The 21,810-nt window shown below is 72.3% G+C and carries 18 protein-coding genes; 10 read left to right on the forward strand and 8 right to left on the reverse strand.

Translation table 11 applies throughout. From position 1 onward, the window contains the following. Positions 1–329: 329 nt before the first annotated feature. The 4 genes from rfaE2 to NAEX_RS47095 all read left to right on the forward strand — a co-directional run bounded on the left by rfaE2 (position 330) and on the right by NAEX_RS47095 (position 4,738). Positions 330–1,796 (forward strand): D-glycero-beta-D-manno-heptose 1-phosphate adenylyltransferase, encoded by a 1,467-nt coding sequence (gene rfaE2 / locus NAEX_RS00775; protein ID WP_096325614.1) that lies wholly within the window; start codon positions 330–332, stop codon positions 1,794–1,796. Further along, positions 1,793–2,899: a glycosyltransferase family 9 protein gene (locus NAEX_RS00780; RefSeq protein WP_096325615.1), complete on the forward strand. Its 1,107-nt coding sequence runs from the start codon at positions 1,793–1,795 to the stop codon at positions 2,897–2,899. The genes rfaE2 and NAEX_RS00780 overlap by 4 nt, the downstream gene beginning before the upstream one ends. 166 nt (positions 2,900–3,065) lie before the next feature. Next, the gene (locus tag NAEX_RS00785; RefSeq protein ID WP_096325616.1) at positions 3,066–4,220 is read left to right on the forward strand and encodes a glycosyltransferase family 9 protein; all 1,155 of its coding nucleotides are present in this window, start codon (positions 3,066–3,068) and stop codon (positions 4,218–4,220) included. 335 nt (positions 4,221–4,555) lie between these two features. Then, positions 4,556–4,738 (forward strand): hypothetical protein, encoded by a 183-nt coding sequence (locus NAEX_RS47095; RefSeq protein ID WP_143141467.1) that lies wholly within the window; start codon positions 4,556–4,558, stop codon positions 4,736–4,738. A 138-nt stretch (positions 4,739–4,876) separates the two neighbouring features. Here the strand turns inward: NAEX_RS47095 and NAEX_RS00795 are convergent, their stop codons facing one another. Then, positions 4,877–5,461: a hypothetical protein gene (locus NAEX_RS00795; protein ID WP_143141468.1), complete on the reverse strand. Its 585-nt coding sequence runs from the start codon at positions 5,459–5,461 to the stop codon at positions 4,877–4,879. Between the two features lie 99 nt (positions 5,462–5,560). Further along, entirely contained in the window at positions 5,561–7,390 is a 1,830-nt protein-coding gene (locus tag NAEX_RS00800; protein ID WP_143141469.1) for an ABC transporter ATP-binding protein, read from the reverse strand. Positions 7,391–8,475: 1,085 nt separating this feature from the next. On the opposite strand from NAEX_RS00800, the gene NAEX_RS00805 reads away from it, so the two are divergent. Then, positions 8,476–8,661 carry a hypothetical protein gene (locus NAEX_RS00805; RefSeq protein ID WP_096325620.1) on the forward strand — a complete coding sequence of 62 codons (186 nt, stop codon included), beginning with the start codon at positions 8,476–8,478 and terminating at the stop codon, positions 8,659–8,661. Here the strand turns inward: NAEX_RS00805 and NAEX_RS00810 are convergent. The 3 genes from NAEX_RS00810 to NAEX_RS00820 all read right to left on the reverse strand — a co-directional run bounded on the left by NAEX_RS00810 (position 8,658) and on the right by NAEX_RS00820 (position 10,750). Next, positions 8,658–9,335, reverse strand: coding sequence for an IS630 family transposase (locus tag NAEX_RS00810; protein ID WP_096325621.1), 678 nt, complete (start codon positions 9,333–9,335; stop codon positions 8,658–8,660). The genes NAEX_RS00805 and NAEX_RS00810 overlap by 4 nt on opposite strands. Continuing rightward, on the reverse strand, positions 9,226–9,798 hold the full coding sequence (locus NAEX_RS54300) for a helix-turn-helix domain-containing protein (protein ID WP_096325622.1): 573 nt from the start codon (positions 9,796–9,798) through the stop codon (positions 9,226–9,228). The genes NAEX_RS00810 and NAEX_RS54300 overlap by 110 nt, the downstream gene beginning before the upstream one ends. Before the next feature lie 655 nt (positions 9,799–10,453). Further along, entirely contained in the window at positions 10,454–10,750 is a 297-nt protein-coding gene (locus tag NAEX_RS00820; protein WP_211302574.1) for a KGG domain-containing protein, read from the reverse strand. Between the two features lie 391 nt (positions 10,751–11,141). Here NAEX_RS00820 and NAEX_RS00825 point away from each other — a divergent pair, with 391 nt between their 5' ends. The 5 genes from NAEX_RS00825 to NAEX_RS00845 all read left to right on the forward strand — a co-directional run bounded on the left by NAEX_RS00825 (position 11,142) and on the right by NAEX_RS00845 (position 19,086). Beyond that, on the forward strand, positions 11,142–12,278 hold the full coding sequence (locus tag NAEX_RS00825; RefSeq protein WP_170135347.1) for a glycosyltransferase: 1,137 nt from the start codon (positions 11,142–11,144) through the stop codon (positions 12,276–12,278). A gap of 368 nt (positions 12,279–12,646) precedes the next feature. Further along, a complete protein-coding gene (locus NAEX_RS00830; protein WP_096325624.1) occupies positions 12,647–13,168 on the forward strand; it encodes a hypothetical protein in 522 nt (173 codons plus the stop codon). Between the two features lie 236 nt (positions 13,169–13,404). Further along, positions 13,405–14,421, forward strand: coding sequence for a chemotaxis protein CheB (locus NAEX_RS00835; protein WP_143141565.1), 1,017 nt, complete (start codon positions 13,405–13,407; stop codon positions 14,419–14,421). A gap of 49 nt (positions 14,422–14,470) precedes the next feature. Then, positions 14,471–17,491 (forward strand): CheR family methyltransferase, encoded by a 3,021-nt coding sequence (locus NAEX_RS00840; RefSeq protein ID WP_096325626.1) that lies wholly within the window; start codon positions 14,471–14,473, stop codon positions 17,489–17,491. Continuing rightward, positions 17,488–19,086 (forward strand): PAS domain-containing sensor histidine kinase, encoded by a 1,599-nt coding sequence (locus NAEX_RS00845; protein ID WP_143141566.1) that lies wholly within the window; start codon positions 17,488–17,490, stop codon positions 19,084–19,086. The genes NAEX_RS00840 and NAEX_RS00845 overlap by 4 nt, the downstream gene beginning before the upstream one ends. A gap of 551 nt (positions 19,087–19,637) precedes the next feature. Here the strand turns inward: NAEX_RS00845 and NAEX_RS00850 are convergent. From NAEX_RS00850 to NAEX_RS49365, 3 genes are all read right to left on the reverse strand, one after another. Continuing rightward, positions 19,638–20,279 carry a response regulator gene (locus tag NAEX_RS00850; RefSeq protein WP_096325628.1) on the reverse strand — a complete coding sequence of 214 codons (642 nt, stop codon included), beginning with the start codon at positions 20,277–20,279 and terminating at the stop codon, positions 19,638–19,640. An 83-nt stretch (positions 20,280–20,362) separates the two neighbouring features. Further along, on the reverse strand, positions 20,363–21,052 hold the full coding sequence (locus NAEX_RS00855) for a response regulator (RefSeq protein WP_211302331.1): 690 nt from the start codon (positions 21,050–21,052) through the stop codon (positions 20,363–20,365). Between the two features lie 82 nt (positions 21,053–21,134). Next, positions 21,135–21,662, reverse strand: a complete 528-nt coding sequence (locus NAEX_RS49365) for a superoxide dismutase family protein (protein WP_096325629.1) — start codon at positions 21,660–21,662, stop codon at positions 21,135–21,137. Positions 21,663–21,810 lie beyond the last annotated feature (148 nt).

Here is a 21,810-nt window from a genome sequence, read left to right on the forward strand (position 1 = left end):
GGCGCGCCCCCGACCGGCGATCCCCCCGCGTGCTCCGCTCACCCGGGCGCGTCCGAGCATGTTCGTTCGGACATGTTCCTTTCGACATGCTCGGAAGCGGCCCCGATCCGCGCGCCGTCGGCGGGATCCGCCCCGCGGCTCGCCGCCCGCGGCCCTCGCCCGGGCGCGTCGGCATCCAGCCACCCGGACATGTCCGTTTCCCCATGTCCTGAAGCCCCTCTCACCGTCGGGCCCGCCCCTCCGCGCGCGTCCGCAGCGCCGTGGGATGCCCCTTCGGACATGGCTTTTTCATCATGTCGTGAAGTTCACCTCGACCCGGAGCGACCGCGATGACCCACGTCTTGCTCCCCTGGCTCGACGCCTTCGCCGACCTGCGGACCCTCGTGGTCGGCGAGGCCATGCTCGACGCCTACCTCGACGGCCACAGCGAGCGGCTGTGCCGCGAGGCGCCGGTGCCCGTCGTCGACGTCGACGCGCGCCGCGACGTCCCCGGGGGCGGCGCCAACACGGCCGTCAACGTCGCCGCGCTGGGGGCCCGGGTCACCTTCCTCTCGGTCGTGGGCGCCGACGACGAGGCCGACCGCCTCGCGCGCGCGCTGGTCGGCCTCGGCGTCGCCGATCACGGCCTCGTGCGCGCCGAGGGCCGCCGCACCCTCGTCAAGCAGCGCGTCCTCGCCGGCGGCCAGATCCTCCTGCGCCTCGACGCCGGCAGCCGCGACGACCTCGACCCCGCCACGGAGCAGCGCCTGCGCGAGCGCCTGCGGGCCGCCTGGTGCGACGTCGACGCCGTCATCGTCTCCGACTACGGCTACGGCGTCCTCACCGACGGCGTGATCGACGAGATCGCCGCCCTCCAGGCCGCGGACGAGCGCGTGCTGGTCGCCGACGCCAAGGACCTGCGCCGGCTCGCGCGCGCCCGCCCGACCGCCGTCAAGCCCAACTACGTCGAGGCCGCGCGCCTGCTCGGCCTCACCAACGGCCACGGCGACGGCCGCGTCGAGCAGATCGCCGCCCACGAGGCCGAGCTCCTGCAGATCACCGGCGCGCGCGTGGCCGCGGTCACCCTCGACAGCGCCGGCGCCCTGGTCTTCGAGACAGGTCAGCCCGCCTACCGCACCTACGCCCGCCCCTCCTCCGACGCCAACGCCACCGGCGCCGGCGACACCTTCGTCGGCGCCCTCGCCCTCGCCCTCGCCGCCGGCGCCCCGACCCACGCCTGCGCCGACCTGGCCTCGGCCGCCGCCACCCTGGTCGTCGCGCGCGACGGCACCACCGCCTGCACCGCCGCCGAGCTGCGGGTCCACCTCGCCTCGCAGGACAAGCTGCTCGGCGACGACAACCTCGCCCTGCTCGCCGACTGCCTGCACCGGGCCGGCAAGCGGCTGGTGTTCACCAACGGCTGCTTCGACATCCTCCACCGCGGTCACATCACCTGCCTCAGCCGGGCCAAGGCGCTGGGCGACGTCCTGATCGTCGGCCTCAATTCCGACGCCAGCGTCCGCCGGCTCAAGGGCGCCACCCGCCCGATCCACTGCGCCGCCGATCGGGCCCAGGTGCTCGCCGCCCTGTCGTGCGTCGATCACATCGTCGAGTTCGCCGAGGACACCCCGACCCGCCTCATCGAGCTCGCGCGGCCCGACGTCTACGTCAAGGGCGGCGACTACAGCCTCGACAAGCTGCCCGAGGCCCCGCTCGTGTCCAGCCTCGGCGGCGAGGTCTGCTTCATGCCTTACCTCGACGACTTCAGCACCACCGGGATCCTCGCGCGGATCGGCGCCGAACGGGGCCACGGATGAGCTGGTCGTCCGCCCGCCGCGTCCTGTGCGTCCGCCTCGACACCCTCGGCGACGTGCTCATGACCACCCCGGCCCTGCGCGCGATCAAGGAGGGCCACCCGCAGCGGCACGTCACCCTGCTCACCTCGAGCCCCGGCGCGGTCGTCGGCCGCCTCGTGCCCGAGGTCGACGACGTCTGGACCTACGACGCCCCGTGGCTCAAGGCCAGCCCCGCGCGCGGCGACGCCAGCCTCGATCGCGCCGTCGTCGACCGCCTCCGCGCCGGCTGCTTCGACGCCGCCGTCGTGTTCACCGTCTACAGCCAGAACCCGCTCCCCGCCGCGCTCCTCGCCTACTTCGCCGACATCCCGCTGCGCCTGGCCCACTGCCGCGAGAACCCCTATCAGCTCCTCACCCACTGGGTGCCCGAGACCGAGCCCGAGCGCGGCGTGCGGCACGAGGTCACCCGTCAGCTCGATCTCGCCGCCGCCGTCGGCCTCCGGCCCTCGCACGATCGGCTGTCTCTCCAGCCATGTCCCGAAGACCACCTCACCGCCGAGGCCGAGCTCCGCCGCCTGCGCCTCGGTCGGCGCTGGGCCGTCGTCCACGCCGGCGCCACCGCCAGCTCGCGCCGCTACTCCCCGGCCGCCTTCGCCGTGGTCGCCCGCGCCCTCGTGCGCGACCACGGCGTCGACCTCGTGTTCACCGGCGCCGCCGACGAGGCCGCGCTGGTCGAGCAGATCCGCGACGCCGCCGGCGTCCGCACCCACAGCCTCGCCGGCCGCCTCTCGCTCGGCGCGCTCGCGGCCGTGATCGGCCGGGCCGGCCTGCTGATCAGCAACAACACCGGCCCCGCCCACGTCGCCGCCGCCATGGGCACCCCCGTCGTCGACCTCTACGCCCTCACCAACCCGCAGCACACCCCCTGGGCCGTCCCCTCGCGGGTCTTGAACCACCCGGTCCCGTGCGCCCCCTGCTACCGATCGATCTGCCCCGAAGGCCATCACCTGTGCCTGCGCGGCGTCCCCCCCGCCGCCGTGGTCGCCGCCGCCCTCGAGCTGCTGCAACCCGGCGCCCGCGAGGCCGCCACCACCGCCGGCCCGTGCCCCCTCGCCCTCTCGTGACGTCGTCGTCCTCGCAGCCTCATCCCCACCGGTCCGAGCGAGCCTCCCGACGGCCGCGGCGAGATGCTCCTCTCGCAATGTCATGACCCCGCTCGTTTGAGCGTCCTCCTCGGGCCCCGCCCCTCGCAATCTCATGACCCCACCTGCCCGAGCCCCACGCAATGACATGACCCTCGCCGACGTCCCCATCGTTCGCACGCGCTCCGATCGCGGCCACGCGCCGCCCGCCACCCGCGAGTCGGCCCGCGATCGCGCCTGCACCGTCGACTGGTCGCGGGTCCGACGGGTCCTCGTCGTCCGGCTCGACAACCTCGGCGACGTCATCCTCACCGGCCCGGCCCTGCGCGCGCTCAAGGCCCATCTCCCGCACCTCCACCTCACCCTGCTCGCCAGCCCCGGCGGCGCCCCGGCGGCCGCGCTGCTGCCGTGGGTCGACGACGTCGCGCCGTGCCGCGCCTTGTGGCAGGATCTGGGCCGCCTCGCCTTCGATCCCGCGCGGGAGCGCGAGCTCATCGCCAGCCTGCGGCGCGGCGCGTACGACCTCGCCCTCATCCTCACCAGCTTCAGCCAGACCCCGCACCCGGCCGCCCTCGCGTGCGCGCTGGCCGGGATCCCGGCGCGGATCGGCGAGTCGCGCGAGCGCGGTCGGGCCCTCACCGTCGCCCTGCCGCACGCCGACGACGGCCTGCACCAGTGCGAGCGCAACCTGCAGCTCGTCGAGCGCCTCGGCGTGCCGGTCGTCGATCGCCGGCTCGAGATCCGCCTCCCGCGCGCCGCCTGGAGCGCCGCCGAGGCCCGCCTGGCCGCGCACCGCGTCCGCGGCGACTACCTCGTGTGGAACCCGTTCGCCAGCTGCGCCGCGCGCACCTACGACCCCTTGCGCCACGCCCTCGCCGCCCGTGCCCTGGCCGAGTACGCCGACCTGCGCCTGCTCGTCTGCGGGGCCGCCCGCGACCGCGACCGCGCCCGCGAGCTCGTCCCCCTGCTCGGCCCGCGCGCCCTCGACCTGGTCGGAGAGACAGACCTGCCCGAGTTCGCCGCCCTCCTCGCCGGCGCCCGCCTCGTGCTCACCAACAACACCGCCGCCCTCCACCTCGCCGACGCCCTCGCCGTGCCCCAGCTCGTCACCTACGCCGGCACCGACCGCGACAGCCAGTGGATGCCCCGCGCCTCGCCCCACCGCCTCCTCCGCCGCCCCACCGCCTGCACCCCCTGCTATCGCTTCGCCTGCCCGACCGAGCACGAGTGTCTGGCCCTGGCCCCCGCCGAGGTGCTCGCCGCCGGCCTCTCGCTGCTCGCCGAGACCGCAGCGCACGGCTGACGCGAGTCCGCCGCGCTTCCGGCGAGTTCACCGGCCGAGCAGGCCCGACCGACTGCGAGCACCCTCGCGCCGAATCGCCGGAGTCCGTCCGCGTGCAGCGCACGAAGCACCGAATTTGCGGCTGAGACCGTCCGCCCTGCGAAGGCACCGCGATCGCTCCGCGCCGCCGCAAATCGCAGCGCAACGTGCGCGATCGCCTGCGCCGCCATTGCGGGCGCAAACGGGACCTCGAGCAGAGCGGCCCGCACGACCCGCTACGCCGCGTCTGCGGCGATTAGTGGGAACCGCGGCGCAGGCAACTGCCAATACACTCTTTCACGGGAGGGAACACTCGAATGCATCCTCAACGAGTCGAAGCCCGATCGGAACGGCACGACGGCCAGGCCGAAGCGCCGTGGAGCAACCTCAGCGACGAAGACTTTCTCCTCGCCGCCGAAGCCAGCCTCGAAGCGCTGTGCGAGGAGGAAGAGGAGGAAGAAGAGCTGTCTTCGGACGACATCGAAGCGCTCGAGCACTAGGCCGAGCGAACCCGGCGCGCCCGGCAGTACGAGGCTTTTGCATTGGACAGTCGGGCCTGCACGCTTCGTCGCGGTCGATCCCATCGATGGCGTCGAGAGCAGCGCGCCTCCGGGAGCAGCGACCACGGCCGTCGATTCCTACCGGCCCCGAAGGCGCGCCCACAAGCTCGGCTTCCTCCAGCGTCCCCGCGGCGCGTCGGGAGCGACGCCGAGCGCCTCGCACAGCCGCCACAGCGGCCACGTGGACGACGGGTGCAGCAGGTCCAGCACCGCGCTGGGGTCCCCCGCGCGCCTCGCTGCCTCGAAGCGGGTTACGTCCTCGGCGGAAATCTCGTCGAGGAGCATGTCGGGCCAGGTGTCGCTGTCGGGGGAGGTCGATGCCTCGTCGAAGAAGAAGGCCCGCTCCCACGGCTGCACCGCTCCCTCGACGTGAAGCCAACCGCCCTCGTCTCGCGAGTAGACCAGCCGGCGAGCACGGACGCCCCGCTCGAACGCGTGAAGCTCGTACACGTCCGCGTTCGTCTGCGCCGCGAACGCCAGGCCACTCGCGGACAGCGCGCCCGAGAGCGCCTGGGCGATTTGCACCGCGGCCTCGGGCCCGCCTCGCAGCGCGAAATCGATGAGCACCCACGCCGGGACGTCCGTGGCGAGCGGCTCCACGCCCTGCTTGCGTGCCAGGTCCCAGAAGTCGCTGCGTCCCTGCGTCTCGAGGAGGGCGCCCACCCAGGTGCTCATCAGGCCGGTATACCGCAGGAGCGGCGGCGCGGCGCAGGATGACCCTGGAGTCTCCGGGTCGTCGTCGCAAGCGAATCGACCGCCGCCTCACACCCGCTCGCAGGCCACGTGCGGTCGCTCGTCCGGCACCGCGAACAGCGGCCGCTCGCGCGGCACCTGCGACGGCGCCAGCTCGTGCACCGCCCCTTCCTCGACGAACAGCACCCGGTCGAACAGCGACAGCAGGCTCCAGCGGTGGCACGCCGCCAGCACTGTCGCGTCGGGCAACGTCTGGAAGATGGCAGCCAGCACCTCGCGCTCGGTCGGCGGATCGAGCGCCGCGGTCGGCTCGTCGAGCAGCAACAAATCACGCGAGTGCGCGCGGAGCAGCCCGCGGGCCAGCGCGATCCGCTGGCGCTCGCCGCCCGACAGGTTGAGTCCGCTCTGGGCCAGGTGTGTGTCCCAGCCTGCGGGCAGCTTGGCGATCACCGGGGCCAGCCTGGCCAGGCGGATCACCTGCGCCAGCACCTCTTCCGGCACGGCCTCGCCGAGCGTCACGTTGTAGCGCAGCGTCTCCGAGAAGATCTGCGGCTCTTGCGGGATCAGCAGCGTGCGCTGGGACAGCGCCTCGAACGAGCTGCGGCGGCCGTCGAACGACACCTCGCCGGTCTCCGGGCGGAGCATCCCGGCCAGCAGTTTGAGCAGCGTCGACTTGCCGCCGCCGCTCGTGCCGACCACCGCGATCTTCTCCCCGCGGCGGATCGTCAGCGCCCCGCAGCGGAGCGCCCGCACGTCGCCCGAGTAGCTGAACGCCAGCTCGCCGAGCCCCAGCTCGTGCCAGCGCGGCCCCGTCGCCTGCCGCGGGGTCGCCTCCGGCGACCCGTGCAGCAATTCGCTCGCGTCCTCGTAGGCCGTGCAGGCCTCGACGATGTTGCCGTAGTAGGCCGAAAAGGAGCTGATCGCGCCGAAGATCTTGTCGAGGTAGTTGATCAGCACGTAGACCTGCGCCACGTCGAGCGCGGTGCCGTGCAGGCCGGCGCCGTGGAAGTACCACAACAGCGACGTCGCCATCACCAGCGCGTAGCCGCAGCTCACCGCCGCCCACTTGAGCTCGGCGAAGCGCGACACCCGGCGCACCAGCTCGCCGCCCTCGGCCCGCTGGCGCCCGAGGTCGGCGCAGGCCAGCGCCTCGAGGCTCAGCGTCTTCACCGTGACCATGTTGGTCAGGTAATCGACGCACACCCGCCCGATCTTGTTGTCGAATTGATTGACCAGGCGGATGTTTTCGACCATGCGGCGGTTGAAGTACATCATCGCCGCGATGGTGATCGCGCCCATCACCACCACGTTCGCGGCCACGCGGACGTCGAACGCCCACAGGGCCACGCTGGCGAGCACCACCTTGACGCTGCCCTCCAGCACCTGCCACGAATACTGGCCGACCACGTTGCCGACGGCGAGGGCCGAGCGATTGAGCTTGGCCAGGTTCTCGCCGGTGTGGCGCTCGACGTGCCAGTGCAGCCCATAACCGAGCAGCGCCTGGAACACCCGCGTCATCGTCGTCATGCGCGCCTGGTAGGCCACGCCGCTCTGCAGGTAGCGCCCGAGGTGGTGCAGCAAAATGTTGGCGAACCGCAGCCCGAGGTAGGCGGCGATCCCGAGCATCGCCCCCTCGTAGGCCACCTGCGTGAAGCCGTGCTCGACGAACACCCCGACCGTGTAGCCGATGGCCCACGGCACCAGCAGCTCGGCCGTGTTCGCGGCGATGAACAGGACCACGAACGCCCAGAACCGCGGGCGGCTGGGGGCGACGGCCGCCCAGGCGGCCCGCAGCAGCGGCGCCAGCCCGCGTCCCGGCGGACGCGGGAGCCCGGCCTCGTCGCGGGCACCGGCGCCGGCGCACGACGACGGCGAGAGGAGACGAGCGAGTGCGTGCATGATCACCAATCGGCGCCGGCGGACCGGGTCGAGGGGGGCGGCCTAGCCCCGCGGCTCCGCGAGCGCCCGCGGGCCGTGCGTCGTCGCAGCGAGCGCTCGTGCGAGGATGGAGGTTCTCGGGCTGGGACGGCGCGTCGGCGTGATCATGAGGGATGAACGTCGTTGTCAGTGCGTCGATACGAATGTGTAGAGGTGCCTCGGCGAGCGGGGACGTCCGCCGACGATTCGCCGCGCCATGGCTGAGCCGGCTGACTATAACAGACGGCCGCCCGCCGCTGCCACCCGCGAATCGCCACGGCGGGCGCGCCGCCGGCGGAGCGAGCGCCGCGCCGCCCATCGACAATGATCATAGCGAGACCGCGCGAATCGCCGCTCGTCCGCAGCAGGCCGCCCATCGCTGTCGCTGCCGCGAGCGACCGCCATCCTCGCCGTATCCGCGCCCGCGGACCGTGGATCCGCCCCTCATCCCTGCGATCTCCCGCGCACGGGCTCGCCGCTCCCCGCTGCGGCCTGGCGCCTGCATTCGCCCGCGATTCGCCGCGGCAGCCGCCCCGGGCGCCGACCCGCCCCGAAGCGCTCGCTGGCCCGAACCCGACGAACCGCGTCGTATTCGCTCCTACGAACCCGACCGGCGATCTCCGCGGCGGGGGTATTTGCCAGGTCGACCGCTATCCCCGCGAGGATTTAGCCCGGGACAATGTCCATCCGCCACGAGCAAGGCCGGCAGAGCCGCTCCTCCTGGGTCCTGATCTGCAGCTTGCAATATCAAGCCCGGCGATACTTCGTGCTCCGCGGCAATTTCGCCCTCGCGGCCGGCGATCCGGCTGCAACCGCCGCGCTCGCAGATCGAGGCGAGGTTCGAGGCGCTGGGGCAGACGGCGCTCGAGCCGGCGCTGCGCGACGGTCACGACATCACCTTCGCCGAGGCCGAGGCGCGGCTGGGGCCCCACCCGCTGCTCAAGCCGAAGCGGCGCTACCGCGAATGCACCTGGCTCGGCGACACGTTCATCGCTCGCCTCGGCCCCGACGGCGGGAATTGCGAGCACCTCTGGCCGGTCTCGCCGCGGCCCGATCCGTCCCGGCTCGTGGTCCGCTTCCCCAGCGCCGCCGCCCCCGCCCGCTTCCAGGCCGCCGCCGAGCGGACCCCGCGCGACCCCCTGGAGCTCGCCGCCTGCATCCTGTCCAACTTCGCCGCCGGCACCGCCGCGCCGGCGCACACCGCCCCGGCCCCGCACGCGCTGTCGGACCACCCCGAGCCCCCTTCGCGCTAGTGCTCCGACCGCGACGTAGAGATCTGGTCGAGTTTGAACACCGCTCGGGCTTGCTCCTTGGTGAACCGCCAAGTGATCTTCCGCCGTCGCCGGTGGGCGTCCTTGTTCCACAAGGACGTGCGACGGCGCAATTCGGTGAGAGAGCCGATCCGGAGACGTCCAAGGCATTCACGTGACCACAAGCTCGCCTCGTTCTCAGCAGGGTTGAGCCAACTCCCGTGCTTGGGAGTATAGTGCACGGTAAAGCGGCTCCATAGCTCGCGCCCCGCATCATCGCCGAAGGCCATGCACAACGAGTTCTGGCGGTGGGTATTGAGGTTGTCCATGACGAGGTGAATCGTCCGCGCCGAACGATATCGTTGGGCTATCTTGCGGAGAGCCCGAGCGAACTGCTTCGCCGTGCGGTTGGGCGTCGCGTAGGTCAGGTGGCGTCCTGCCTTGGGCTCGACGATGCAGAAGACATTTGCGGTTCCGCGCCGCACGTATTCATAGTCCTGGCGAGCCATGCGGCCAGGTGAGGCTGGCCGGCCAGGTCGAGCGGGGTCTCGAAGTACGACCGGTCGTTCATCCAGGGCGACGACCGGCTCCGACGCGTCGGCTGGTTGCGCCAGGGTGTCGAGGACGTCGTCCATCCGTGCGACGTACTCCTCGTCGATCTGTGGAACGCACCACATTTTTTTCCCGCCACGGCTTGAGCGCGTGGTTCTTCAACAACACCCGGATCGTCTCCCGGCCGACTTGCTCGACGAGCTTGCGTTTCATGCACTCCTCGACGATGAGCATGATTGTCCACCGAGCGCGTCCTTCGGGAGGTGGCCCGCAGACCATGGCGACGATCGCCGCTTCTTGCCGAGCGTCGAGCTTCCGCGGCGGGATCGGCCGCTTCGCGTCCTTGAGCGCGACTTCGACGCCCGCGGCGAGATACCGCTCTCCAACCCGCCGAACGGATGGGACCGCCGATCCAACCGCTGCCGCCGTCGCCGCCAGCGACTTCCCCTCGTCCAACATCTGCAGCATGCGTATTCGCTTCCAGGTCCGCTCCGTTTGCCGCTCCCGAGCCTTTCGCCGCAGGAGCTCTCGATCCTCGTCCTTGAGCTTGAGTCCGGGGAACCGGGGTCGTGGCTTCTTCCGCCTCATGGCACCCGTAGATCAGAATCTCGGACAGAGCGCAAATTCGCGCAAGGTTTTTGATCGCTACGCTACGGTCGGAGCACTAGCCGCAGCTTGCGTACCGTCCGTGGCCGGCTGCGAGGGGAATCCGCGCACCGAGGCCGGCGTCCTCGGAGCCCCGCGGACGAGGCGCCGCCCGCCACGCGGACGCAGCGAACGGCTCGCCTCGATTCACTACACCGGCCGCAAACGCCGATACACCCCGCCCCGGCGCGATCGATGGACGCCTCTTCGCCATTCGCCGTACCGCCCTCATCGGTCCGCGTCTCGCCGTCTCAGGGCGGGCGGGTCGATTCGTGCGATCCGCGAGCAGCCCGGGCGCGGGCTTCGAGCGCGGACGAAAGCGGCGGGCCCCTCATGGCGCGAGGAGAAGCCAATCTCGCGCGATGAAAAGCCCGCCGGGGGCTCGACGCCGTCCGTGGCCGCCCGGGCCGCCGCCCTGCGACCATCGACGCCGTCCGTGGCGGCCGCCCTGCGACCATCGACGCCGTCCGTGGCGGCCGCCCTGCGACAACAATCGACGCCGTCGTGGCCGCCCAAGCGGCCGCGCTGCGACAATCGACGTCCGTGGCCGCCCGGGCCGCCGCGCTGCGACTGTGATGATTGCGGGCTGCGTTCGCGATCAGCGCTGGCGGTGGCCGCCCTGGCCGCCGCGCTGCGACGACTGCGAGCGGCGCTCGCGGTCCTCGTCCGAGCTGCGGCTCTCCTCGCCCCGGTTCTCGCTGCGGCGGCCGCCGTGCGACGCGTGCCCGCCCTTCGCGCCGATCTGGGCCATGTGCTCGCGATCCTGGCTGACCGCCTCCCCGCCCTTGCGGCCGGCCTCGCGCGCCTCCTCCGACGTGAACTCGTGGGCCGTGCCCTTCTCGTGGGCGGCGTGACCGCCCTTGCTGGCGATCTCGCGTTGCTTCTCCTCGTCCATGCCGGCGAAGCCGCGCCCACCGCCGCGGCGCTGGCCCTTGCTCTCGCCCTTGTTCTCGTTGCGGTTGTCGTCCCTGGTAGGCATGACGTCCTCGTATTTCGTCGCGCGGGCGCGCCGGTCCCCGGCCATCGAGGACCCGACGCGACCGCATTGCGAGGTGGAGTATGGCGCGCTACCGCGCGTCGACAAGCTCGACGATGACGATTTGCCGGCCGCGACGAATGATAGTACTCCCCAGCCCGCCCAATGTACGGCGAACCGTGGGCTGAACCCCGCAGGCCCTGGCGTCGGCAGGGGGCTCCGAGCCCAGGGAAAATCCGAGGGTTGCCGAGCGTGCGAGCCCGACCATACCTCGGGCATGAGAGCCGGTCTCGAAGGCATGTTGAACGAAATGGGTCGGCCTCTGCCGGGGCAGACCAGCGTCGCGGGCCACCCTGTCCTGTGGGTCTCGCAGCTCGCGTGGGACGCCATCCCTCGCCGTCTGCGGCACCTCCTGTCCTGCTGTGCGCGGCAACGGCGCGTCGTGTTCGTCGAGGCGGTGGCCCCGACCGCTGGTCCCCCGCGGATGGCCTACGATCATCGCGCCGGCCTGGTGGTCGCCACCCCCTACGTGCCGCGCGGGCTGACGGGCGACGAGGCCACCGCCCTGTTCCGCGGCCTGCTCGACGGCGCGGTCCGCGAGCTCGGCCTCGGGGGATTCGTGCTCTGCCACGATTCGCCGCGAGCCCTGGCCGCCTGCCGCCTCAAGCCGGCCGCCACCATCTACTACGATTGCCCCGGCGGGCCGCGGTCGCCTCACGAGGGCGACGAGCTGCTGCGGGAGGAGGCGCTGCGGCGGGCCGACGTCGTGTTCATCGACGGCGGCCACGACCTCGCCGGCGCCGACCTCGGCCCGAGCACCCACTTTTTGCCCGGCGGGGTCGACGCGGCCCACTTCACTCGCGCCCGCGCCGGCGGCCTCGACCCGGCCGATCAGCGCGAGATACCGCACCCTCGCCTCGGCTTTTACGGCGCCCTCGACCGCGACGTCGACCTCGACCTCCTCGTCGCCATCGCCGATCTGCGGACCGATTTTCACATCGTCTTGATCGATCACGAGAGCGGCCCCGATCGGCCGCGCCTGCCCGCCCGGCCCAACATCCACGAGCTCGGGCCCAAGCCCTACGCCGAGCTGCCGGCCTACCTGGCGGGCTGGGACGTGGCCCTCTTGCCCTTCTCGCGCGAGGCCGCGGCCCACGGGGTCAAACCCTCGCAGACCCTCGAATGTCTGGCCGCCGGCAAGCCGGTGGTCGCCACCCCCCTGCGCGACCTCATCAATCCGTACGCGATCCAGGGCCTCGTGTCGATCGCCGACGAGCCCGAGGACTTCGTGATCGCCGTCGAATGCGAGCTCCACCGCGCCGACCGCCGCCGCTGGCTGCAGCGGGTCGACACCTGCCTGCGCGGCAGCTCGTGGGACGACACCTGGGGCGTCATGGAGGCCGTCCTGGCCCGCCTCGTCGCCCAGCCCGCCGTCGCCCACCCGTGAGCGCCGTTCGCCTCGCCGGCCCCGGCCTCGCCTCCCTGCGGGCGAGCCGGGGCCGACGCGTGCTCGCCGGGCGCCGCCCCGTCGTCGGGCGCGGCCGTTGCTCGTCGCGATCGCCCAACGTAGCAGCGCCCGCGACCCGGACCAGCGCGCCACGGGCGTTCGCTCGACGGATTGTCCGCGCCGCTGCGCGGCCATCCATGACGAATCCGGAGCCCGGTTCGTGCGCCGCCTACGCCGTCGCGATCGCGGCCAGCGAGGCCATGCACACCCGCCCCCGGCTCGCGCGCCGCCGGTCGGACTCGAGTCGCACGAATGGTGGCCGGCCCGGGCGATTCGATCAAAGACCTGCGCGTCCGGAGGATTTCATCATGAACGAGAACAAGCGCAATCCAGAGCCGCTCAGCGACCTCGCCTACGATTGGGTGACCATCATTCAGCACAAGTCGGAGGCCCTTCGCGCCTACGACAAGTACATCCAGGACGCCCAGCAGGCGAACTCGCCCGAGTGCGTCGAGCTGATGCGCCAGATCTACGAGCAGGACGCCCGCCACGTCGAGCAGGCCACCCGCCACATGATCGAGGTCCTGCGCAGCGGCCGGATGGGTCGCAGCCAGGGCGAGGGTCAGACCAGCCAGGGCGAGGGCGGCCGCATGGGCCAGACCAGCGGCCAGGCAGGCGGCGCCGGCATGAGCCAGGGCGAGATGGGCGGCGGGGGCACCAGCCGGGCCGCCAGCCAGGGCGGCATGGGCGGCATGGGCCAGGGCGAGGGCGGCCAGAACCGCATGGGCCAGACCAGCAGCCAGAGCGGCATGAGCGAGGGTGAGAACCGGCGCGAGTCGATGCAGGGCGAGTCGAGCGAGCGACGCGGCCAGCAGCGGAACCCGCGGTAGTGATTCGCGATCGGCGGACCGGGCCGCGTGCATGCATTCACGGGCGCGGCCCGAGCGCGCGGCGCGCTCCCTGTACTCGGCAGACGCGACAATGACTGACGAAAGCGTGAACCGGATTACAAAACCTCGGATTCTGCATTCGTCGCCCACGATTTGGCTTGCTCGCGCCGGCCGGGGATGAAACAAAAGCGGGCACCTTGCCGAAAGCCGACGCTACCGCCCCGCGTGACATCATCGTGATCGGGGCATCCGCCGGGGGCCTCACCGCGTTGTTCGACATCGTGCGGGGCCTGCCGCCGGAGTTCCCGGCGGCGGTGTTCGTGGCGATGCACATGTCGCCCGACAACCCCGGCGTGTTGTCGAACCTGCTGGGACGGGTCGCGGCGCTGCCGACCGCGCTGGCCGAGGACCGCCAGGCGATCGAGCGCGGCCGGATCTACGTCGCCCGCCCTGACCATCACCTGCTGGTCAAGCGGGCCCACGTGCGAGTCACCCGCGGGCCCAAGGAGAACGGCTTCCGCCCGGCGATCGACCCGCTGTTCTGCAGCGCCGCCGCCGCTTACGGCCCGCGGGTGATCGGCGTCGTCCTCTCGGGCGGCCTCAACGACGGCACCGAGGGCCTGCTGCGAATCACCGAGGCCGGCGGTCTGGCGCTCGCCCAGGACCCGACCGAGGCCACCATCCCCAGCATGCCGCTGTCCGCCATCCAGAACGTCGAGGTCCACAGCGTGCTGCGGGCCGCGGCGATCCCCCAGGTGCTGATCGAGCTCGTCCGGCAGCCCGTGGTCGACACCTGCACCCCCGGCGCGCCCGAGGTCCCGGACAGCGCCGAGGCCGGCCTCGCGCTGCAGCACGACAAGCCGAGCGGCGTCCCGGCGCCGTACACCTGCCCCGAATGCAACGGCGCGCTGTGGGAGGCGCCGGAGCACGGCAAGCTGCTGCGCTTCCGCTGCCACGTCGGCCACGGCTTCACCGCCGAGGCGCTGCTGGCCGAGCAGGGCTCGAAGCTCGAGGGCGCGCTGTGGGGCGCCCTGCGGGCCCTCGAGGAGAACGCCGCGCTGTACCGCCAGCAAGCCGCGCGCACCCGCTCGGCCGGATACCTCGCGCTGTCCCGGCAGTACGAGCGGAGCGCCGCCGAGATCGAGGAGTACGCCAACACCCTGCGGCCGCTGCTGCACCGGGCCTCGGTGCAGTGGACCCCCCCGGTTCCGGCCGCGCCGCCCCCCGAATCGGCGGAAGGAACCGAGGACTGACCGCCCGCGGTCGCCGGCTCGGTCGCTCGCTCACGCTGCTCCCGTCATCATGCCCATTACCCCTGCACCGCCGCCCCCCCAGCCCGACAGCGAGGCCGAAGACGGCGAAGAAGACACGCCCGCGGAGACCACCCGCCGGCCCTCCGGGCTCTTGCTGGTCGTCGGCGTCGGCGCGTCCGCGGGCGGGCTCGAGCCGTTCACCGACATCCTGGACGCGCTCCCCGCCGACCTCGGCGTCGCCTTCGTCTACGTCGCCCATCAGGCCAGCGGCCGCGACAGCGCCCTGGCCGACATCTTGCACATGCACACGGCGATGCCGATCGTCCTCGTCAAGGAGGAGGTCGCGCTCGAGCCCAACCACGTCTACCTCGCGCCGCCTGGCGTCCAGCTGACCGTCGCCGAGCTGGGGCTGGTGCCCAGCGCGCGCCCCGACGACGGCACGCAATACACCCCGATCGACGTGTTCATGGCCTCGCTCGCCAAGGAGCTCGAGACCTGCGCCGTCGGCGTGATCCTCTCGGGCTCGGGCGCCGACGGCTCCTCCGGCCTGCGCGAGATCAAGGGCGTCGGCGGCATCACCATCGTCCAGGACCCGGAGACCGCCCGCTACGACAGCATGCCCCGCGCCGCGATCGCCACCGGCAGCGTCGACCTCGTGCTGAACCCGCCGCGGATCGCCGAGGAGCTGCAGCGGATCGGCCGCCACCCGTACGTGCGCTCGTCCTACGCGCGACGCCCCGGCCACGAGCTCGTCATCCATCAGGAGCAGCGCCACTGCATCTTCACCATGTTGCGCAACGCAAGCGGCGTCGACTTCACTCATGACAAGCCGCCGACCATCCGCCGCCGCCTGCAGCGGCGCATGGTCCTGCACAAGCTCGACAGCGTCGAGCAGTACATCAAGTACATGCGCGAGAACCCGGAGGAGGTCTCGAAGCTGTACCAGGACCTCCTGATCCACGTGACCCGGTTCTTCCGCGACCCGGAGTCGTTCAAGGCCCTCGCCGCCGAGGTCTTCCCGCAGATCATGCAGCAGCGGCGCGGCCTGTCGCCGATCCGCCTGTGGCTCCCGGGCTGCTCGACCGGCGAGGAGGCCTACTCGGTGGCGATCGCCCTGCTCGAGGTCCTCGGCGAGGAGGCGAGCGCGGTGCCGGTGCAGATCTTCGCCACCGACGTCAGCGAGACCGCGATCGAGCACGCGCGCAACGGCCTCTACTCCGAGAACATCGTCTCCGACCTGTCGCCCGAGCGGCTGCGCCGGTTCTTCACCAAGACCGACGGCAAGTATCGGATCGCCAAGGTCGTGCGCGACCTGTGCGTGTTCGCCCGCCAGGACGTCACCCGCGACCCGCCGTTCTCCAAGCTCGACCTCATCCTCTGCCGCAACGTGCTCATCTACATGGGCGCGGTCCTGCAGCGCAAGCTGATGACCGTCTTCCACTACGCGCTCAAGCCGTCGGGCTTCCTCATGCTCGGCGGCGCCGAGACCGTCGGCGCCCAGGCCGACCTGTTCGCGGTCCTCGACAAGAAGCACCGGATCTTCGTCAAGCGTCCGATCGAGACCCCGTCCAACTTCCAGATCCCGGTCGAGTACAACCCCAGCCGCTCGCCGCACCGCGGCCCGCGCCTGCCCGCCGAGATGCACACGCCGCACTCCTTCCAGTGCGAGGCCAACCGCCTCGTCCTCGATCGCTACGGACCGCCGGGCGTGATCGTCGACGAGAACTTCCAGATCGTCCAGTTCCGCGGCAAGACCGGCCTCTACCTCGAGCCCGCCCCCGGCGACGCCGTGCAGAGCCTGAACCTGCTCAAGACGGCCCGCGAGGGCCTGCTGCACGGCCTGCAGACCGCCCTGTACGGCGCCCGCAAGTCCGACAAGCCGGTGCGCAAGCGGGGCCTGCGGGTCGCGTTCAACGGCGCCGGCCACGACCTCGACCTCCACGTCATCCCGCTGTCGGTCCCCGGCGAGGAGCGCCACTTCCTCGTCCTGTTCGAGGAGGCGGGCGCCGCGGGCGACCCCCCGCAAGAGGCCGGCCCGCCCCCGCCGCAGCCGCCGTCGTCCGACGACGAGCGGGTCAAGCAGCTGCAAAAAGAGCTGGCCGCCAGCCGCGAGCACCTGCAGTCGATCATCCAGGACCTCGAGGCCGCCAACGAGGAGCTGCAGTCGGCCAACGAGGAGATCCTGTCGAGCAACGAGGAGCTGCAGAGCACCCACGAGGAGCTCGACACCGCCAAGGAGGAGCTGCAGAGCACCAACGAGGAGCTCAACACCGTCAACGAGGAGCTCCACGGCCGCAACGAGGAGCTGTCGCGCGTCAACAGCGACCTCGTCAACCTGCTCGGCTGCGTCGAGATCGCCATCGTCATCGTCGGCTCCGACCTCAGCATCCGCCGCTTCACGCCGATGGCCGAGAAGGTGCTCAACCTGATCCCGACCGACATCGGCCGCCCGATCAGCCAGATCAAGCCCAACATCGAGTGCCCCGGCCTCGAGAAGATGATCGCCCGCGTCATCGACACCGTGACGATCCAGGAGATGAACGTCCGCGACAGCGAGGGCAACTGGTACTCGCTGCGGATCCGCCCCTCCAAGAACGTCGAGAACCGGATCGACGGCGCCGTCCTGGCCCTGTTCGACATCGCCAGCCGCCGCCACGAGCCCTGGCTCCGCCAGGCCCGCGACGGCACCCGCGCGCTCGTCGAGATCGTGCGCCAGCCGGTCGTCATGCTCGACGGCCACCTGCGCGTCCAGGCGATCAATCGCGCCTTCACCGACCTGTTCGGTTTCACCGCCGACAACGCGCTGCACCGCCTGGTCTACGACCTCGGCGGCGGCGCCTGGGACGTCCCGCCGCTGCACCGGCTCCTCGACGACCTCCTGCCCCGCCAGGGCCGCTGCGTCGACTTCCGCCTCGAGCACGAGTTCGTGCGCGGGCAGCCGATGCAGCTCGGCATCGACGCCTCTCGCGTCGACGGCGGCGACCCGGGCACGACGATCGTCGTGCTCGCCATCCACGACGCCACCCGGTTCGACGCCGGGACGGCGCCCCCCGCCGACAGCCCCTCGTGATCGACCGCGACCGCCCCCACGACGCCGCCGACCTCCGCGCCGAGCTCGCGCGTCTGAACGCGCTGCTCGTCGACACCAACGAGCACCATCACCGCCTGCGCGACGCGCTGATCGTCCGCAGCGAGACGCTCGAGGGCCACGTCCACGCGCTGGAGGCCCTGCTGGACTGGTACGCCGACCTCTACGAGCACGCGCCGATCCCCTACCTCGCGCTCGACGGCAACGGCGTGGTCCGCGAGGTCAACCTCACCGGCGCCGCCTTGCTCGGCGTCGAGCGCCTGCGCCTGATCGGCCGGCCGCTGCGGCTGCACGTCGTCCTGCGCGACCGCCGGAAGTTCCTCGACCACATGTTGCGCTGCCGGCGAGCCGCCGGGCCCGTCGTCACCGAGCTCGACATCGAGGTCGCCGAGCGCCGCGTCGTCCCGGTCCAGCTGATCAGCCGCCGCTCGACCGTGGCCGGCGAGGCCGGCACCTACTTCCGCACCGCCGTGTTCGACTTGACCGAGCGCCGGCACGCCGAGTCGGCCCTGCGGCTCGAGCACGAGCGCCTCAGCCTGGCCCTCACCGCCAGCGGCGCCGGCCTCTACGACTACTCGTGGCCCGCCGCCGAGCTGACTCCGAGCGAGCGCTGGTGGCAGCTCGTCGGCCGCCCGCCCGGCGAGCCGCCGCAGGGCGCCGCGCTGTGGCAGTGGTTCCAGCGGCAGATCGTCCCCGCCGATCGCGCGACCCGTGACGCCGCCCACGCCCGCTTCGTCGCCGGCGAATCGAACGCCTTCGCCGCCGAGTTCCGCCTCCTGCGCAGCGACGGCGCCACGGTGTGGCTGCGCGAGCTGAGCCGCGCCGCCGAGACCAGCGCTCAGGGCCACGCCCGCCACGTCGTCGGCGTGCTGATGGACATCACCGCCGAGAAGCAGCGCATCGAGGCCGCCGCCCAGCAGACCGCGCTGCTCCGCGACCTGTCGGCGGCGCTGTTCCGCGTCGAGGAGAACGAGCGGCGCGAGCTCGCCACCCTGCTGCACGACGTCCTCGGCCAGCAGCTGGTCGCCGCCCGCCTGCAGCTCGGCGCGCTGAAGCCGACGGGGCGCGACGCCGACGTCGTCCGCGACGTCCTCGCCCTCCTCGACGACGCCCAGCAAGAGGTCCGCTCGGTCACCTTCCAGCTGCGCCCGCCGATCTTGCAGGACCTCGGGCTGGTGCCCGGCCTGCGCTGGCTGGCGCGCGAGACCTCGAATCAGTTCAAGCTGCCGATCGCCGTGATCGCCGAGGACACCCTGCCGCGCCTCGCCGGCGATCCCGAGTACCTGCTGTTCCGTTGCGTCCGCGAGCTGCTGCTCAACGTCGTCAAGCACGCCGAGGCCACCGCGGTCCGCGTCGAGGTCGGCGGCGACGAGGAGGACATCCTCGTGATCCGCGTCAGCGACGACGGCAAGGGCTTCGACCCCGCCCGCGTCGCCGCCGACCGCCAGGTCAGCCGCAGCTTCGGCCTCCTCAGCGTGCGCGAGCGGATCCTCGGCCTCGGCGGGCACGTGCGGATCGACAGCACCCCGGGCTGCGGCACGCGCGTCGAGCTGCACGTCCCGCTCGCCGAGAGCTGACGTCGGTCGCGCTCGCGCAGCCGCGCCAGCCCGTGCTCGCGCGCGACGCGAATCATCACCGCCCGCGAGGCCGAAACTGAGGCGAAGCGGCGCCAGACCGTGCAGTGCCGCCCGCGCGACCGGTCGCGGACCGGAGTCCACCGCGCTTGCGCAGCAGTGCCGCCCGCGCGACCGGTCGCGGACCGGAGTCCACCGCGCTTGCGCAGCAGTGCCGCCCGCGCGACCGGTCGCGGACCGGAGTCCACCGCGCTTGCGCAGCAGTGCCGCCCGCGCGACCGGTCGCGGACCGGAGTCCACCGCGCTTGCGCAGCAGTGCCGCCCGCGCGACGGTCGCGGACCGGAGTCCACCGCGCTTGCGCTGCAGTGCCGCCCGCACGACCGGCAGAGGGCCGGGAGCCATCGCGCTTGCGCAGCGGCGCCAGTCCGTGCTCGAGCGCATGGCGAGTCATTGCCGCCCGCGTGACCGGCCGAGCGCCGAGTCCATCGCGCCTGCGCAGCCCTGCAGCTCGTGCTCGCGACCCGAGCGTCGCCCGCGGGGCCGACGGCGCGAGTCAATCGCGCTTGCGCAGCGGCGCCAGCCCGTGCTCGAGCGCATAGCGAGTCATCGCCGCCCGCGTGCGCAGCCCGAGCTGCTGGGAGATCCGCGCCTTGTGGAACTCGACCGTCTTGAGCGCGATGCCCAGGTCGCCGGCGATCTCCTTGCCCGCCATGCCGGCGGCGACGCGGACCAGGATCTCGCGCTGCCGGGCCGTCAGCAGGTTGCCGCCGCGCCGCCGCGGCGCCGTCTCGCTGGTCGACTTGAGCAGCGCCTCGATCGCCGGGCTGACGTGGCAGCCGCCCGCCGCCACCGTGTGGACGCCGGCGACCAGCTCCTCGGGCGACGCGTCCTTGAGCACGTACCCGCGGGCGCCGGCGGCCAGCGCCGAGTGGGCCCGCTGCGGGTCGGCGTGGCGAGTGACGACCACCGAGCGGCTCGACGAGCTCGCCTGCAGCGCGCGCACCAGATCGAGCCCGCCCAGCGACGGCAACTCGAGCTCGAGCGCCACCACGTCGGGCTGCAGCTCCCGCGCGGCCGCCAGCGCCGTGGCCCCGTCGGTGAACGCCCCCACGACCTCGAACTCGGCGCCGAGCAGCACGCTCAGGCACTCGAGCACCATCACCTGGTCGTCGACGAGGATCACTCGCGGTTGCATGCACGTACCCAGGGACACCGTACTCGATCGAGAGTGAAGTTCAAGCGCGTGCGCGTTCACGGTGACCTCGCTGCGTTGGGTGTTCAGCGACCCGGGAGCAGCCCGTGCTCGACGGCATAGCGGGTCAGTTCGGCGACGGTCCGCAGGCCGAGCACTCGCATGAGTCGGGCCTTGTGGAACTCGACGGTCTTGCGCGAGATGCCGAGGATGTCGCCGATCTCGCGGGCCGGCCGGCCCTCGGCGACGAGCTGCAGCACCTCGCGTTGGCGCGACGACAGCTCGTCGGCCAGCCCCTCCTCGGGTTGGCGCGGCCGCGGCTCGTAGACCAGCCCCGGCGACACGAACGTGCCTCCGGCCAGCACCTCGCGGACCGCCAGCAGCAGCTGGGACGAGGCGGCCGTCTTCACCACGTAGCCGTGCGCCCCGGCGCGGAACGCCTCGTGCACGTAGTCAGGCTCGGCGTGGACCGTGACGAAGATGATCCGCCCGCGCGGGCACGCCCGCTGCAGCTGACGCGCCGCGTCGAAGCCGTTGAGCAGCGGCATCGTCACGTCGACGAGCACCACGTCGGGTTGACATTGTTCGGCCGCGGTGACGAGCGCCCGCCCGTCGGCCACCGCCCCCACGATCTCGAGTTCGGCCGCAAGCAGCCGCACGAGCCCCTCACGGACCAGCGTGTGATCGTCCGCCAGCAGCGCTCGCGGGCGCACGCGGGCCGGCTGCGAATTCGCACCGGCGCCGACGGCCGCCTGAGGGGCTGCGTCCTCGTTCAAACCGACTCCGACGTCGTCCCGTCCCCGCACCGTAACAAAGGCCTCGACGTGGTCCAGCACGGAAAAACCCCTGACCTCGAAATCACGTCGCCGGCAGCACCGGCTCGTTCGCGCCGCTCACCGCGCGGATCATCCCGCGAGCGATCCGGGCGCCCGAGTTCCCCGCCGGCCGCGACACGTCGACGTCGGGCCCGGCGCGCATCACGACCCTCGATCGCCCGAGGATCGCCCGTCGACCGGTGCCGCGGGTGACGCCCGTCGACCTCGCGCCGACCTCGGTCTGCACATCGGCGCCGGCTCTCACCCCGTTCCCGAGGTCGCCGGCCTGGTGCTCGTCAGCGTCGGGGGCGCCGTGCTCGGCGCGCTCGTCGAGGGGGTCGTGCTCGCCGGCCGACGCCGCGCCGTCGCCGAACTCGTGCACGTCAATCCCATGAGCGCCCGGCGTCAGGCTGCGGACCCGATCGCGGGTCGGCATCCACGCGACCTCGCCGTCGACCCCGCTCGCGCCCGGCGGCCTCGCCTCGGCCGCCACGGGGGCGCCCGATTCGCCGGACCTGCAGGCGCCGGCGCGCGAAATTGCGGGGAGGTCAATGCTTCGAAGACTCGACATGGTGTACTGCCGCGGGAGGCGACTGGATTCAACATTCACGACGCGACCCCCGAGCGGGCTTTGCGCCGACTTCTCGCCCCGCGCCCCGTCCTCACGGGCTCGCGGGCCGAACCGGCGTGGCGATTTCGCGCCTCGGCCGCGGGCCAAC

The organism is Nannocystis exedens (genome assembly GCF_002343915.1).
Classification (GTDB): Bacteria; Myxococcota_A; Polyangia; order Nannocystales; family Nannocystaceae; genus Nannocystis; species Nannocystis exedens.